The organism is Streptomyces sp. LX-29 (genome assembly GCF_029541745.1).
Classification (GTDB): domain Bacteria; phylum Actinomycetota; class Actinomycetes; order Streptomycetales; family Streptomycetaceae; genus Streptomyces.
Window position 1 is genome coordinate 470,849 of sequence record NZ_CP089746.1, and the last position, 14,466, is coordinate 485,314.

Below are 14,466 nucleotides of genomic sequence, written 5' to 3' on the forward strand. Positions count from 1 at the left end.
GAGGTGGCTCAGGCGGGCGGGTCGATCCCGTCAGGGGACTCTGCCCGCAAGCGGGCGGTGCGCTGGTTGCCAGCCGAGGTGTTGGCGGGCCTTGGCATTGGACACGCGCATCGAGGTGTCGGCCATGAGGCAGGCGAGGTAGGGGGCGGCCAGTTTCAGCAGCGGGCGGGGTATCGACCTCGGGCGCGGGGTGGCGTGGCCGGCGGCCACGGTGTCGGCGAAGGTCCGCCAGGTGACGGGGGTGCCGTCGACGATGTTGTAGGCGTGGCCCGGCCTGCCGCGCTCGAGGGCCGCGACGGTGGCGCCCGCGGCGTCGTCGACGTGGATCCAGCAGTTGGTCCCGCCGCCGCCGGCCGGAATGCACGGCCGGCGTTTGCGCATCATGTCGGCGAACAGGTCGCTGAACGCGCCGGGGCCGTGGAAGAGCCCGTAGCGCAGCGCGATGCCTTCGATGCCGGCGGCGAAGACCTGCCGTTCGGTGGAGCGGCATCCGGCCGCCACGGAGTCGGCGTAGCTGCCCCGTGGTTCGCCGAAGGAGTCGGCTTCGGTGAGTACGCGGTCGCCGTGGTCGACATAGCCGTATCCGAGGATCATCGACTGGGTGACGAAGCGGCCGGCGCCCACGACTCGGGCGGCTGCGAGCAGGTTCGCGGTGCCGTCGCGCCGCAGCGCGTTGGTCGGGTCGTCGGCGCGCAGCCGCGGTGCGGCGCCGCGCAGCGCGGTCGCCTCGTGCAGCACCGCGTCGGCGGCCATGCCGTCGAGCGCGCGCAGCAGTTCCTCGCGCCGCATGACGTCGGCGGCCACCGGCTCGGCACCCAGGCTCCTGACCAGGTCGTGCTTGGTCGGGTCGCGGACGATGGCGGTCACCTGGTGACCGGCCCCGGTCAGGGCGCGGACGAGGGGCCGGCCGATTGCGCCGGTCGCACCGGCGAGCAGCACCCTCATGACCGCACCGCCCCGGTGCGGCGGGCGGCCACGAGGCCGAGTACGCCGATGGCGGTCACCGGCCAGCCGCCGGTGACGGGGAAGTAGATGACGCACAGCGGCACGCCGAGGCCCAGGAGGTACCAGCCGACCTGCGCGGGGAGGTGGCCGGTCGTACGGACGACGTGTCGGGACAGCGTGCCCAGGGCGAGGAGAGCGACGCCGGAGACCATCCACCAGACGCTGAACTCGCGTTCGAAGTAGTCGGCGGCCCCGGTGTCGACGACACTGCGGAAGAAGCCGTCGCGGACGATGGCGTTCCAGGCGTTGGGCTGGGCGAAGGCCCAGGCGAAGTGGAGTATCGCGGTGGCGATGATCAGCCGGGGTACCCAGCGGGCGAGCGCGTTCACCCGATGTCCTCCCCTTCGTGCGGGGCCAGGCGCAGGGCCAGGCCGTAGACGTCGCGCAGCTCGGGCACAGAGAGGGGCGGCACGACCTGCTGGGCGCCGACGAGGATCAGGTAGAGCAGCCGGGCCATGGGCTCGACGTCGGCTTCCGGCCCGCCGAGCTCGCGCCACAGGGTCCGCAGGTAGTCGACGCGCAACCGGTCCACCCGCTCCTGGAGCGCGCGGACTTCGGCGTCCTGCAACGCCCAGGCGCGGATGGCGATCTCGAGACCGTCGCTGTCGTCCTTGTCGTCGAGGACCAGGTCGAGCAGGCGCCGGATCCTGCGCGGGGCCGGGGCGCCGGCGCTCTCGGCGCCGGCGATGAACTGACTGGTGTGCTCCGCCTCGAAGTGCGCGAGCAGGTCCGCTTTGAAGCCCGCGATGCCCTTGAAGTGGTGGTAGAAGGACCCCTTGGTCAGATCGAGCTCGGCACACAACCGCTCGATGGTCAGCGCTCGCGCGCCGTCCTGGGCCAGCACCCCGAGTCCGGTCTGTAGCCAGTCGCGCTTACTTGCCATATCAACGACCGTACCATACTGAATGGTACGGTCAGATGAGTGGCGCGCCTTCTGGGCCGCTGACCCGCGCCCCGAGGGGACTCCCGTGCGCTAGACCAGCCACGCGCCGAACTCTCCGGAATCCTGCATCTCCTACGTGAGCCTGGGGTACGGCATCCGCTTCTTCCAGGACGGCGGCAGGGAACTGTGGCCCCGGCCCGGCGTCCGCTTCGTCGCCGTCACCGACCTCCCGTCGTGTCACGCGGTCTTCGCCTGGTCCGCCGCCCGTCCCCTCGCCCCGACCACCGCCGCGCTGCTCCGCCTGCTGCGCAGGTATGCGCGGCCCACGGACCTGGAAGCGCTCCGCGAGGCCAACAGGCGCTGGACGAGGCGCGCCCGAGGCGCAGCCGCGACTCCCACCCCGGGGACCGCCGTCGGTCGTTCGCCGTCCACCCTGGACACGCCGCACCGGACCTGAGCCCGGGGCATGGCCACGCCGTCCGCCGTGCGCGGACGGCGTGGCCGCCGCGTTCGGACGCCCGGCCCGGACCCGGGTTCAGGACTGACGCCTGCGGCCTGTCGCCGTCCGGGACGGGCCGCACGCCGCGGTGGGTCAGACGAGCAGGTCGATCCGCTCCCCCATGTCGCGTTCCTCCGCCCGGAGATAGGCGTTCCAGGTCAGGGCGAGGTCCTGCCAGGGCAGGCCGACGGGAGCGTAGACGGTGCGTTCCGACGGCTTGGTGCGGCCCGGGTGGCGGCCGGTGAGGACCTCGCCGAGCGTGGCGTCGGCGGCCGCGGCGTCCAGGCCGGCCGTGGCGAGGGCCCCTGTGGCAGCCGCCAGTTCGCGGTCGTCCACGACGAGCAGCGCGGAGGCGAGCAGGTTTCGGCGGAGAGCTCCCGCTTCCCCGGCTCGTCGGCGCCGAGGCTGGTGAGGTGCTGTCCCGGACGCGTGTCCGCCAGGTCCAGCAGCGGGGCGCGCGACCAGGTGGCCAGGAGAAGGACGTCGGCACGTGGGTGCCCAGGGCGGCGGCCAGGCCGGTGCGCCAGGCGGTGACGGTGGCGGAGTCGACCAGGGCGAGCAGCTCGCCGTCGTGGCCGCTGTGCAGGCAGATGACGCCGCGCAGGGCCGGCCGGGCGCCCGGGAACTTGGCGTTGACCTTCACCGTGTACGCGTCGACGCCGGGCAGGACTCCCGGCAGCAGGGCGGTGGCCGTGCCGGGGAACGGCAGGTCGGTGCGGACCCGTTGCCCGGCCGCCGGCGCGGCGGCGGTGCTACGGAATCCGTCGCGCAGCGCGGCAATGCAGGCTTCGGGTTCCAGGACGGCCAGCAGGTCGCTTCGCGTCAGTATGCGGGTCATGCACCCATGGTCCCCGGCCCGGCCGGGCCGCTTCGGCGGGAGGCACGCCCCAGAAGCGGACGGGACAGGAGCGGACGGGGCAGCACGACAAAGGCCCCTTCCCGACACGGGAAGGGGCCTTTCATGGAGCGCCGAGCAGGCCTTGCACCTACATCCCTCGTTTGGAGACGAGTATCTTTCCTTAGACGACCGACGCATCGAACCCCGCCCCGTGGGGCGGCGTCGTGAGACCTACTGTACTACAGATCCGCACTTGAGATCATGGCCCGGTGCTGACGCTCCACCTGGGCCCGCCGCAGTTCGCGGGCGATTTCGAGATCCATCTGACGGTCCGTGCCGACGCGGACGGTCGGACCGCCGACGACCGCGCCGCCACATCCCCCGGCCCGAACGACAGCGGCCCGGACAACGACGGCCCGGACGACGACCGCCTGGCGCTGCTGGCCGCGGAGCTCGGGTGGAAGTACGCCCGCATCGTGCTGGACCGGGGTCGGGTGCCGGCGCAGCCGATGGTCACCCTGCGGACGGCCGGGACCCTGGCCGCGGCGCGGGACGCGGCCGACGGGGCGGTCCGCCGGCTGCGGGAGGCGGGCCACCGGGTGGTGCGGACGAAGGTCGAGGCGGCGCCGTGGGCGCGCGGGGTGCCCGGCAGCGACGCCGAGGGCGCGGTGCTGGGCCCGCGCCACTACTTCGAGCACCACGTCAAGCTCGTGCTGGAGCCGGACGCCGACACCGCCGCGATCGTGGCGGTCGCCGACCGGCATGCGGCCCATCTGTCGCGCAATGCCCGCCGGATCCGGGAGGACGGGCGCGCGGAGCGCTTCGTCACCCAGCGCTGCCGGCTGGTCGGCCGGGACACGGCGGGCCGCCGGCTGGAGGCGCTCGTCTCGGAGCTGGGCGCCCTGGGCCATGAGATGGTCGCGATGGAGCGGGAGTTCGTGGTGTACGACAGCGACGAGTCGCTGGACGCGGGCTGGATACGGGAGCGGCACGAGGCCGACGGGGCGCACGACGGGTGTGCCGCCGGGGGGACTCGCGAGGAGGAGGCGGCGGCGCGATGACGGCGTGGGAGAAGTTCGGCTGGGGGCCGTGGGAGGCGGACGACACCGTCCCGCAGGAGGGGCCGGACGAGAAGGTCCGCGCACGCCAGGAGCTGCCGCGCACGCTGGTGCCGGTGGCGGGCGAGGGGGTGGCCCAGTCCCCCGTCTTCGACCCGGCGATGAAGCACTACGGGCGGGCCATGCGGCCGAGCGAGCCGCGGTTCGCGGACGACCGCACCGGCGACGGCTGGCAGGCGGCCCGTGAGCTCGCGGTGGACCATGTGCTGGCCGCTGTTGCGGGCGGCGCGTGGGCCGACCACCTGGTGCTGCGCGGCAGCGTCCTGCTGCGCGCCTGGTACGGCGCGGCCGCACGCGAGCCGGGCGACCTGGACTTCGTCGTCCAGCCGCAGGACTGGGAGCTGGCGGACCCCCGTACCGACCGCATGCTCGACGGTATCGCGCGGGCCGCCGAGGAACTGTCGCTGCGCGACGGCCTGGTGCGGCTCGACGCGGCCGGCGCCGTCAGCGACTCGATCTGGACCTACGACCGGGTGCCGGGCCGGCGCCTGGTGATCCCGTGGACGGCCGAGGGCCTGCCGGGCGGCAGCGTGCAGCTGGACTTCGTGTTCAACGAGCCGCTACCGGTCCCGGCCGAGCTCGCCGAGATCCCGCGCCGGGGCGGCGCGGGCGAGCCGATCCGGCTGCCGGCGGCCGGCCGGGCGCTCTCCCTCGCCTGGAAGATCATGTGGCTGGTCTCCGACAGCTACCCGGAGGGCAAGGACCTCTACGACGCCCTGCTGCTGGCCGAGGACCCGGCCACCGATCTCTCCCTCGGCCTGCTGCGGCAGGTGTTCACGGGCGTGGACTACGGCACCTTCGACCGGTTCCCCGTGCTGCCCGAGTTCGTCGCCTACTGCGCGTCGAACGCCGAGTGGTTCGAGTTCGCCAAGGACCACCCGCGGCTCGCGGGCGCGCCCGACAAGCGGTTCGACGGCCCGCCCGGAAAGGTCGTGGAGCGGCTCGCGGCCGCTCTCGCCCCCGTCTACGCGCTCGACGACGACGGCAGCGACGACTCCCCCGCGTATCGGCTGCGCGCCGCATGGTTCGCGTCGGGACTGTCGCCCTTCCGGGAGGCGCTGGCGTCGGGGGGCGCGGAGGGGCTCCAGCAGCTGCTGGTCGAGCGGCATTTCGGCGCGGCGGAGGCGATCGTCCTCACGCGTGAGCTGCTCGGCCGCCGGGAGTGCTCCCTGGAGCGCGCGGCCGGGGTCGTCGCGGAGTTCCGGGCCGGCCATCCCGACCCGCAGGTCCGCAAACGCGCCGGGTGGCTCGGCGACCCGGACGCGGCCTTCGTGGAGCTCCGGGACGGCACGGCACCCCAGCGCGACTGAGGCGGCGGCCGGGCGGGCCGGGGCCCCGGCCCGCCCGTGCACGCCCTCCGGCACCCGGCGTCGCGGCCACGCGAGCGGAACCCCCGCCGCCGTTCGGGACTCCGCATGGGCGGAACGGTGTTGATCGAAGGCGGCGGCGGACGACGCGCCGATCGCCGAGACGGCCGAGCTGCGGGCGAAGGCGCTCGGCTGACCATGCGTCACCCACGGGCCGCGGGCGACCGCCGTCGTCCGCGGCCCGTGGCACACGGCGCGAACGGCCCGGGGCCCTGCGGCGCGCTTCACTGGCGGCTCAGCGAGCGGCTGATGCCGGCGGCGATCGTGGTGGCCAGGATCCAGCCGGTGACGATGAGCCCGTAGGAGAGCCACTGGTACCAGCCCCGCGAGGCGAAGGCGGACTCCTGTCCGAAGCCGATGATGGGCAGCAGCAGGTCGAGCGTGTAGAAGAGCGGGTCGAAGTCGGGGGCCTCTTCCGGCTTCAGCGGTCGCGGATGGCGCCGCGCGAAGGCGAGGGTCCCGGTGAGCAGCAGGGCCAGCAGCCATCCGGCGGCGCGCATGGGGCGGAAGCCGTAGCCGACGGCGGCGTCCTGGAGGTACCCCCAGATCCTGGCGTAGGGCGGCAGGGTGCGGCGGTGGCGGCGGAGCTTGGCCAGTTGGACGGTGCGCGCGGCGGCCTCGTCACCGGCGGTGCGGTAGGCGAGGGTCAGCTGCTCGTAGGCGTACGGGACATAGCCGTCCGCGTCGCGCTCCAGCAGCGGCAGCCGCCGTGCGGCGGGGAGGTGGGGGACGAGGGTGCGGTAGCTGAGGCCGTCGGTCCTGATCCGACCGGACCAGACCTCCGGGGGCAGGTGCAGCACGTCGAGTTGGGAACGGCGCAGGGTCACCTTCCCCTGGATCGGCTCGGCGTCCCGCAGCCACAGTTCGCCGATGGTGCAACTGCTGGCGCGGAGCGCCTGTCCTCCGGGGTTGGACAGTCGGGCCCGGGTGAGGTCGAACTGGCCGGGAACGGTGGCGCCCCGGAGGTCGACGCGGCCGTCGACCCGTAGGTCCGCCCCGCGCAGGTCGGTGCCGACCGACAGGTTCTCGGCGTGCAGGGCGGTGCCGCCGGGCGCGTGCAGTCGGGCGCGGTCGAGGTTGACCTGCCCCTCGACGGTCGTGGCCTTGAGCCGGATCTGGCCGTGCGCGACGAGGTCGACGGCCCAGAGGTCCGCGCCGATCAGCGCGTGGTTGAGCCGCAGCACCGGCCCCTCGGCGGCTCCGGCGGTGGGGCCCGGCTCGTCCGCGTCGGCGGGCGCCTCCGGGTCGCCGAGCCGCGCCCCGTTGAGGAAGAGCGCCCCGGAGACCTGGGCCCCCGCGAGCCGGACGGGGCCGATGATCCGGCAGCAGTTGAGCCGCAGCACCCCGTCCACGCGCACCGCCCCGGCGTTCACCCCCGGCATCGCGGAGTCGCTGAACACCAGGACGCGCAGGTGCGCCCCGTAGAGATGGGGGGCGCGCTCGAAGTGGCAGGCGCGCAGCCGTATGGGGTGGTCGACCGTCCCGTAGCCGAGGTCCAGCCGGCCGGTGACGCGGGCCCCGGTCAGCTTCAGACCCGCTATCTCACCGTCCTGCCGGGGCCCGTCGAGAAGCAGCGCGCGTAACACCTCGGCGCGCACCGTCCGCCCGGGTCCCCAACCGGCCCCGGCCACAGGATCGTCGTCGGCGCCCTCCCGGAAGTCGACGGCCTCGCCGCGGGGGAAGGCGCGCCAGACGCGACGCTCGGCCGGCGAGAGGTCGTTGATCTCCACCGGCGGGATGGTGTCGCGCGAGTGTTCGTGGTGTCAACCGCGCGCCGGCGAGGACGGTTTGCCCGCGTCAGAGCGGGGGCCGCGGCGTGTTCACCGCGGCACGGACGGCGCGGCTGTTCACCGCGGCGCGGACGGAGTGGCTGTTCACTGCGGCACGGACGGAGTGGCTGTTCACCGCGGCGCGGACGGAGTGGCGCGGACGGCGCGACGGGAACGCCGCCGGCTGACGGCGTCAGCGCAGCGGCACGGTCGCCCAGGGGCTGTGCGGGTCGACCAGCAGGATCCGGTGGGCGAGCAGGACGCTGGTGTACCACGGCCCGAACTGCTCCTCGTCGAAGTGGAGACAGCGTCCGAGGATGTATCCGGCGGAGAAGTCCTCCCAGGACTCGTAGAAGTCCCGCACACTCACGCCGACCCGGCCGATGGCGGCGTGCATCTCCGGCTCCGTGGCGTAGCGCGCGCCCCTCCCCCAGCGTGCCATCTTCGAGGCGCGTCCGAGGTCCCAGGCGGCGACGGTCCGCACATGGCCGTCGGGCGGCAGCAGCCCGTCCGCGCGGAACCGGGCCTCGTACCGCATGACCTTGCCGACCAGGTCACGGGCGAAGGCCACGAACTCCTCCAGATCGGCCTCGCTGCGCGCCTGGACGCGGTCGCGGCAGACCGCTTCCACCCAGTCGCGCCACAGCACCGGGTCGACGCGTGGGTGGCCCAGCTCGCGGATGAGATCGTTGCGGGCCTCCAACACGAAGTCCCAGTACCAGGGGCTGACCTCGCGGGTGAGCAGTCGCTCCTGCACGTCCAGCCAGTCGTCGCGCCCCTCGACGCCCCAGGAGTCGACCAGCCGCTCCACCTCGTTGTGGTAGCCGGCGCCGTGCCAGTCCAGGGTGTTCCAGGCGTCGCCGTTGGCGTAGCAGAGGTGCGCCCCGCAGGCCAGGCCCAGCAGCATGTCTGGATCCTCCGGGGCCCCGGTGCGGCGGGTGACGACCCGGTCGCCGGTGCCGTCGGGCTCGTACAGGTCCTCGTGCAGGTCGCCCCAGACCTCCCGCTCCTCCTCGTCGGCGAGGAACCAGTGCTCGCACGGGGTGCCGCCGTTGACGACGAGGATCTCGCAGTCCTCGGGCCAGATGAGGGCGAGGCTGCCCAGCGTGATGAACTCGTAGACCACGTCGGGGTGCGGCCTGGGGAGCACGCCCTCCGTGTACACCTGGACGATCCTCCGCCCGTCGTCCAGGGCGGGGGCGTGCAGCGGGGCCTGGCTGTCGGTGCTCCGGGCGACGCTCAGGTCCACGGGCCGGTAGAGCCCCTCGGCGGCGAGGAGCCGCAGGTACGCGTATCTGGCGGTGTCGTCGTCCGCCTCGGTCCGCTCGGACAACGCGTAGAGCCGCTGCTCGAATTCGGTGGGCGCCGTCCAGGTGCCCCCGTCCTCGGGCAGGGCTATGAAGGGCAGTATCTCGTCGTGCTGTACGTCCTGTACATCCTCGCCGTGCATGATCAGAATGTATCGCGAGGCCCGGGGTGGGCCGGACGGCCCGCCGTGCGTGTGCCCGCGCACGCGGCCTGGTCACAGCCCGGTCCCGACCGGGGGGCACGGACGCACGGGGGTGCGGCATGACGACGACGGAACGGTCACCGCGGGGACGGGAGTCGACGCCGCCGGGTCCGCTGGTCGATGTCGACTGGCTGGCGGCGCGGCTGGGCTCGGCGGGGTTGGTGGTCTTCGACGCCTCGGTGGGCGCGCACCGCGGCGCGGGACGGCGGATCCCGGGGGCGCGCCCCTTCGACATCGACGGCGCGCTGTCCGACCACACGGGTCCGCTGCCCCACACGATGCCCGACGCCGCGCGGTTCACCGAGGAACTGCGCCGCCTGGGCCTCGACGACGCCGACACGGTGGTCGTCTACGACGGCGCCGGGATCTACTCCAGCGCCCGGGCGTGGTGGATGCTGCGGGCGATGGGCTGCGACCGGGCCGCGGTGCTCGACGGCGGCCTGCCCGCCTGGGCGGCGGCCGGGCTGCCGGTGGAGGACCGGCCGGCGGCGTACGCGGGGCGCCGCGGCGACTTCACCGCGCGGCCGCGCGCCGATCTGCTCGTCGACAGCGCCGAGGTGACGGCGGCTCTGGCCGCCCCGGACCGCGTGGTCGTCGACGCCCGCTCGCGGGAACGGTTCTCCGGCGCGGCGGCCGAGCCGCGGCCGGGGCTGCGCGGCGGCCATATGCCCGGGGCGGTGAACCTGCCCTTCGGCGAGGTCCTGCGGGACGGTCGGATGCTCCCGCCGCGGGAACTGCGCGCCGCCTTCGCCGCCCGCGCCGGGGACCGGGAGCGGCTGGTCCTCAGCTGTGGCTCCGGGGTCACCGCCTGCGTCCTGGCGCTCGGCGCCGAGCTGGCCGGCTACCGTGAAACGGCCGTCTACGACGGCTCGTGGAGCGACTGGGGACGGCCCGCCTCCGGGCTTCCGGTGGCGACCGGCGAGGCGCCCTGAGGGGACCGGCGACCGTCCACGGCCGCCGGGGCCGCGACGGCGGCGGGGGGCTGCCGGAGCGGCGTCGAAGGACGCCGTCGTGACCGTGGCGCGCCGGATCAGGGGCCGGGCTCGTCCCGGGCGCGCGGCCTGGCCCGCACATGCATCCGCTCGCCCTGACGGCCGAAGAGGCTGAGGAGCTCGACGGGCCCCTCGCCGGTGCTGCCGAACCAGTGCGGAAGGCGGGTGTCGAACTCGGCGACCTCGCCCGGTCCGAGGACCAGGTCGTGGTCGGCCAGCACCAGCCGCAGCCGTCCGGAGAGGACGTACAGCCACTCGTAGCCCTCGTGGGTGCAGGTCTCGGGCGTGTCGCGGGTGGCCGGCAGGACCATCTTGAAGCTCTGCAGCGGACCGGGCTGCCGGGTCAGCGGCAGCACGGTGTTGCCGTTCATGCGCCGGGGCGTGAGGCGGACGCGCGGGTCGCCGACCTCCGGGGCGCCGACGAGTTCGTCCAGCGGCACCTGGTGGGCCTGGGAGATGGGGAGCAGCAGCTCCAGGCTGGGGCGACGCTGGCCGGACTCCAGGCGGGACAGGGTGCTCTTGGAGATGCCGGTGGCCTCCGAGAGCTCCGCCAGGGTCACGCCGCGCTGGGCGCGCAGGCGCTTGAGGCGCGGACCGACCTCGGTGAGGGCCCGGGCGACGGCTGGTGAGTGTTCCACGCCGTCCATTGCAGCGCACCGCTCCCGGAAACGGCAACAGCGATTGCCGTTCCCGCACCGCCGGCACCAGCGGACGCCCGCCGGCCGCTCGACGCGGCACCCCGGCACAGCCGGCACCATCGGCACGCCAGCCGCTGGCACCCCCGCACAGCCGGCGCCATCGGCACACCCGCCGCACCCGCCGCTCGAACCCCGCTCCCCCCTGCGGCCGGCCCGCCCGGCCCGCTCGGCGCTCTCTCAGTAGCCGACGGTGAAGCGGCGCTGGACGAAGCGGGGCAGCTCCGCTTCGTCGACGAGGGCCACGGCGGCGTCCTCGGCGGAGATGCGGCTGCGACCGTCGGCGTCGAGGAGCAGTTGGTCGCCGCCGACGCGGAACCGCCCGGTGCGCTCGCCCGGGGCGATCTCCCCGGCAGGGCTGAAGTAGGTCCACAGCCGGTTGGACGTGCGGTACACGTCGAGCGCGTCTCGGTGGCCGCGCACCGCGGCCGCGTACTCCCTGGGCACTCCGATGGCGTCGAGGCTCTCCAGGAGGCGTTCCCCGGAGTCGGCGCCCACCAGTCCGGGTTCGAGTTCCAGGCTGCCGGCGCCGCCGATCACGATCAGCCGGGTCCTGGGGTGGCTCTCCAGCGCCTTGAGCAGCGCCCGCGCGGCGGTGGCGTAGACGGTGGGGTCGGCGATCGAACGCCGCACCGTGTCGGCGAGGTCGCGGGCGCCGTTGCCGGGCTGGAAGCCGCTGATCAGCACGTCCAGCCCGGGGAGGACCGCGGCGACCGAGGCGGCGTCCAGGACGTCGACGCTCTTCCAGACGATGTTCTCCCGCTGCTCCTCGACGCGGGTGGCGTCGCGGCTGAAGGCCGTGACGTGGTGCCCCCGGCCGAGGGCTTCGGTGACGACGCGGCTGCCGATGGTGCCCGTGGCGCCGATGACTCCGATGTGCATGGTTCTCCCCTGTTCCGCTGTACCGGTGTCCTGCCGGGTCCGCGCGACGGCGCGCACCGGCCCCCTGCCGCGGCCCGGTCTCGGGCCACTCCTTCACGGCGTGGCAAAACTATACACCGTGCAGTAAAGATACGAGTCTAGAAATCGAGACGCCGTGCAGACATGGCGCGTGGTCGGCTCGTTCGGGCGGCTGAGGGAAGGGCGTGGGGGCGCCGAGGCCAGGAGTCGGAGGGCAGGCTGGGTGGCCTTGTCCTGTCCGGGCGCACAGTATGGATGGCAGGTGGGTGATGAGATGTCCAGCGAAGGCGCCGCCGGACTTGGACTCCCGAGGTCACGGGCGGATCCCGTAGGCCCGGCGGATCCCGTAGGCCCGGTCGGCCCCGCCGACGCGGCGCCCCCACGGACCGGCCCGCGCCCCGAGACGCCGGAGGAGACCGTGACCGAACAGGGTCCCGTCTTCGCCGGCACCGCCCTGGCCGCCGTCTACGTCCCGGATGAGGAGGGCGGTGAGTTGCGGCTGGCGGGCACCGTCGGAGCCCCCGCGGAGCGGTACGGGCTCGCGTCGCGCTACGCCGTCGCCGGACGGTCCCCCGTCTCGGACGCCTTCCGCGCGGGGGGGCCGCTGTGGCTGACCGCCGCGGAGCTCGCCGTCTACCGGGAACCGACCCGGGACACCCTCCCGGCCGACGTCTCGCTGGGGGCGCTGCCGCTCGGCACCACCAACCCCGGCCTCGGCTGCCTGGTGGTGGTGGACGAGGCCACGGCGGGCGTCGACACGGAACGGCGCAACCTGATCGAGCTCTTCGCCGACCAGTTCGCCATGCTGCTTGAGACGAGCGGCGGCCCCGACGCCGTGCGGGCCCTGGCCCGTACGCGACCGTGCGCCCCCGCCTCCGCGGACCCCGCCTCGGGCGGCCTCCCCATCGGCTCCTTCACCCTGGCGCTGAGCACCGGGTGGATCGACGCGGACGCGGGTCTGCTCCGCCTAGTCGGGATCGCGACGGGGGAGTTCGATCACCGGGCGGAGATGCTGCTCGCCCGCACCGTCCCCGACGACCTCCCCGCGCTGATGTCCGTGGTCGAGCCGGGACAACTGGCGTCCGGCAGCCGAGAGCTGGAGTTCCGCGTCCGCCTGCCCGAGGGGGAGCTGCGCTGGCTGCGGCTGTACTGCCGGGTGCTGGCCGATGCCGCCGGGCGGCCGGAGCGGGTGCTGGGCGTGGTCGCCGACGCCTCGTGTCTGCGGCCTGGCGGGGACAAGGTCTCCCGGGTGCAGCGGCTCTCCGCCGCGCTGGCCAACACGGTGACCGTGCGGGACGTGAGCCGGGTGGTGGTCGAGGCGCTGCGCGCTCCGCTGGGCGCGGACCGGGTGGCGCTGGCCGAACTCGTGGGCGATCGCCTGGTGGTCACCGTCCTGGACCCGCCGACGCCCGGCGACTGGCCGGACGTCTGGCGGACGGAGTGGCACTCCGAGTGGCCCGACGCGCCGACCCGTGCCCTGCCCACACTGGAGGAGGCGCTGCACCACGGCGGGACACGCCTGTGGCCGGCGGGCGCCGCCCTCGAACCGGGGCTGGCCGGGGTGGGCCCAGGCGGTCTCGCCGTGCTGCCCCTCCCGGCGGACGGGCGGGTCGTCGGCGCGTGTCTGGTTGGCTGGGACGAGCCACACGACTTCAGCCCCGAGGAGCGGACGCTGCTGACCGCGACCGCGGGCCTGGTGGGTCAGGCACTCAAGCGCGCCCATGTGCTGGACGCCGAGCACGAGCTCACCACGATGCTCCAGCGCAGTCTGCTGCCGCGGCGGCTGCCCGAACTCGCCGGCGGGGTGGCCGTCGCCCGCTACCTCCCTGCCACGGTGGGGATGGAGGTGGGCGGCGACTGGTACGACGTCATCCCGCTGTCGGACAACCGGGTCGCGCTGGTGATCGGGGACGTCCAGGGGCACAGCGCCGTGGCCGCCACGATCATGGGCCAGATGCGGACCGCCATCCGGGCCTACGCGGTGGAGGGCCACCCGCCGGACGTGGTGGTCTCGCACACCAACCGGCTCCTGGTCGGCATGGAGACGGATCTCTTCGCCACCTGCTGCTACGTCGAGCTGGACATGGAGGAGGGCAACGCCTGGATCGTCCGCGCGGGCCATCTGCAACCCCTGATACGGCACCCGGACGGCGAGTGCGAGGAGGTGTCGACCGAGGGCGGGCCGCCGCTGGGGGTGCTCGCGGAGGCGGAGTTCCCCATCACCACGGTCGGGCTGGCCCCGGGCACGGTCCTGGCACTGCTGACGGACGGCCTGGTGGAGTCCGCCCGGCTGGACGTCGACGACGGCGTGGCGCGGATGCGCGAGCTGCTCGGCACCGCCGACCCCGGCGACGTCGGCCGGATGGCCGACGGGGTGGTCGGCGACGGGGGCCGCCGGGAGGACGACGTGGCGCTGCTGGTGCTGCGCTACGACGGGATGGAGGTGCGGCCGATCCGGGCGGGCTGGACCGTATGGCGGCTGCCGGACGCCGTGCTGCACGCGCGCCGCTTCGCCGCGCGCACGCTGCGCTCGTGGGGGCTCGCGGAGTCCGCGGACGTGGCCCTGCTCGTCGTCTCGGAGCTGGTCACCAACGCGCTGGTGCACACCCAGGGATCGGTGCGCCTGGACCTCACCCTGTCGGCGGACCGGCTGCGGGTGGCGGTCAGCGACACCTCGCCGCGAGCGCCCGCCAAACCGGTGATCGTCGATTGGGAGTCCACCGGCGGCCGGGGCATCCTGCTGGTCGAGGCCATGTCGTCCGGCTGGGGCTCGGTGCCGGTCAGCGGTGGCAAGCAGGTGTGGAGCGAGATCGTGGTGCCCCCGCACGAGACGCGGCGGGCCGACCCCGGGCCGAGGACGTCGGCGGATCGGGAGTGAGGAGGTGAGCGG

13 protein-coding genes, 1 tRNA gene and 1 pseudogene are annotated in these 14,466 nt (G+C 74.4%); 6 read left to right on the forward strand and 9 right to left on the reverse strand.

Going from position 1 to position 14,466, the window contains the following annotated elements:
* Positions 1–30: 30 nt before the first annotated feature.
* From LRS74_RS02160 to LRS74_RS02170, 3 genes are read right to left on the reverse strand one after another with little or no spacing between them, the layout of a single operon-like run.
* Positions 31–945 carry an NAD(P)-dependent oxidoreductase gene (locus tag LRS74_RS02160; protein WP_277739348.1) on the reverse strand — a complete coding sequence of 305 codons (915 nt, stop codon included), beginning with the start codon at positions 943–945 and terminating at the stop codon, positions 31–33.
* Entirely contained in the window at positions 942–1,334 is a 393-nt protein-coding gene (locus LRS74_RS02165; protein WP_277739349.1) for a DUF6463 family protein, read from the reverse strand. The genes LRS74_RS02160 and LRS74_RS02165 overlap by 4 nt, the downstream gene beginning before the upstream one ends.
* The gene (locus LRS74_RS02170; protein ID WP_277739350.1) at positions 1,331–1,888 is read right to left on the reverse strand and encodes a TetR/AcrR family transcriptional regulator; all 558 of its coding nucleotides are present in this window, start codon (positions 1,886–1,888) and stop codon (positions 1,331–1,333) included. Before LRS74_RS02170 ends, LRS74_RS02165 begins: the two co-directional genes overlap by 4 nt.
* 136 nt (positions 1,889–2,024) lie before the next feature.
* Between LRS74_RS02170 and LRS74_RS02175 the strand changes: the two genes are divergently transcribed.
* Positions 2,025–2,345, forward strand: coding sequence for a hypothetical protein (locus LRS74_RS02175; RefSeq protein ID WP_277739351.1), 321 nt, complete (start codon positions 2,025–2,027; stop codon positions 2,343–2,345).
* 135 nt (positions 2,346–2,480) lie between these two features.
* Here LRS74_RS02175 and LRS74_RS02180 read toward each other — a convergent pair.
* Positions 2,481–3,225: pseudogene (locus LRS74_RS02180) on the reverse strand (ornithine cyclodeaminase family protein).
* A 124-nt stretch (positions 3,226–3,349) separates the two neighbouring features.
* Positions 3,350–3,421: transfer RNA gene (locus LRS74_RS02185), tRNA-OTHER, on the reverse strand.
* A gap of 73 nt (positions 3,422–3,494) precedes the next feature.
* Here LRS74_RS02185 and LRS74_RS02190 point away from each other — a divergent pair.
* Complete coding sequence (locus LRS74_RS02190) at positions 3,495–4,286, forward strand: hypothetical protein (protein WP_277739352.1); 792 nt, start codon at positions 3,495–3,497, stop codon at positions 4,284–4,286.
* Positions 4,283–5,653, forward strand: coding sequence for a nucleotidyl transferase AbiEii/AbiGii toxin family protein (locus tag LRS74_RS02195; RefSeq protein WP_277739353.1), 1,371 nt, complete (start codon positions 4,283–4,285; stop codon positions 5,651–5,653). Before LRS74_RS02190 ends, LRS74_RS02195 begins: the two co-directional genes overlap by 4 nt.
* Positions 5,654–5,934: 281 nt before the next feature.
* Here LRS74_RS02195 and LRS74_RS02200 read toward each other — a convergent pair whose 3' ends face one another.
* The gene (locus LRS74_RS02200; protein WP_277739354.1) at positions 5,935–7,440 is read right to left on the reverse strand and encodes a membrane-associated oxidoreductase; all 1,506 of its coding nucleotides are present in this window, start codon (positions 7,438–7,440) and stop codon (positions 5,935–5,937) included.
* 86 nt (positions 7,441–7,526) lie between these two features.
* Between LRS74_RS02200 and LRS74_RS02205 the strand changes: the two genes are divergently transcribed.
* On the forward strand, positions 7,527–7,667 hold the full coding sequence (locus LRS74_RS02205; protein ID WP_277739355.1) for a hypothetical protein: 141 nt from the start codon (positions 7,527–7,529) through the stop codon (positions 7,665–7,667).
* A gap of 5 nt (positions 7,668–7,672) precedes the next feature.
* Here LRS74_RS02205 and LRS74_RS02210 read toward each other — a convergent pair whose 3' ends face one another.
* Entirely contained in the window at positions 7,673–8,929 is a 1,257-nt protein-coding gene (locus LRS74_RS02210; RefSeq protein WP_277739356.1) for a DUF1266 domain-containing protein, read from the reverse strand.
* Positions 8,930–9,048: 119 nt separating this feature from the next.
* On the opposite strand from LRS74_RS02210, the gene LRS74_RS02215 reads away from it, so the two are divergent.
* Positions 9,049–9,921 (forward strand): sulfurtransferase, encoded by an 873-nt coding sequence (locus tag LRS74_RS02215; RefSeq protein WP_277739357.1) that lies wholly within the window; start codon positions 9,049–9,051, stop codon positions 9,919–9,921.
* A 98-nt stretch (positions 9,922–10,019) separates the two neighbouring features.
* Here LRS74_RS02215 and LRS74_RS02220 read toward each other — a convergent pair whose 3' ends face one another.
* Positions 10,020–10,628, reverse strand: a complete 609-nt coding sequence (locus LRS74_RS02220) for an XRE family transcriptional regulator (protein ID WP_277739358.1) — start codon at positions 10,626–10,628, stop codon at positions 10,020–10,022.
* Positions 10,629–10,856: 228 nt separating this feature from the next.
* The gene (locus LRS74_RS02225) at positions 10,857–11,558 is read right to left on the reverse strand and encodes an NAD(P)H-binding protein (protein WP_277739359.1); all 702 of its coding nucleotides are present in this window, start codon (positions 11,556–11,558) and stop codon (positions 10,857–10,859) included.
* Positions 11,559–11,994: 436 nt separating this feature from the next.
* Here LRS74_RS02225 and LRS74_RS02230 point away from each other — a divergent pair, with 436 nt between their 5' ends.
* Positions 11,995–14,454: a SpoIIE family protein phosphatase gene (locus tag LRS74_RS02230; RefSeq protein WP_347178084.1), complete on the forward strand. Its 2,460-nt coding sequence runs from the start codon at positions 11,995–11,997 to the stop codon at positions 14,452–14,454.
* Positions 14,455–14,466 lie beyond the last annotated feature (12 nt).

Coding starts and splice junctions, on each gene's coding strand:
- LRS74_RS02160 (WP_277739348.1), bottom strand. CDS start 945: ATGAGGGTGCTGCTCGCCGGTGCGACCGGCGCAATCGGCCGGCCCCTC.
- LRS74_RS02170 (WP_277739350.1), bottom strand. CDS start 1,888: ATGGCAAGTAAGCGCGACTGGCTACAGACCGGACTCGGGGTGCTGGCC.
- LRS74_RS02195 (WP_277739353.1), top strand. CDS start 4,283: ATGACGGCGTGGGAGAAGTTCGGCTGGGGGCCGTGGGAGGCGGACGAC.
- LRS74_RS02210 (WP_277739356.1), bottom strand. CDS start 8,929: ATGCACGGCGAGGATGTACAGGACGTACAGCACGACGAGATACTGCCC.
- LRS74_RS02215 (WP_277739357.1), top strand. CDS start 9,049: ATGACGACGACGGAACGGTCACCGCGGGGACGGGAGTCGACGCCGCCG.
- LRS74_RS02220 (WP_277739358.1), bottom strand. CDS start 10,628: ATGGACGGCGTGGAACACTCACCAGCCGTCGCCCGGGCCCTCACCGAG.
- LRS74_RS02225 (WP_277739359.1), bottom strand. CDS start 11,558: ATGCACATCGGAGTCATCGGCGCCACGGGCACCATCGGCAGCCGCGTC.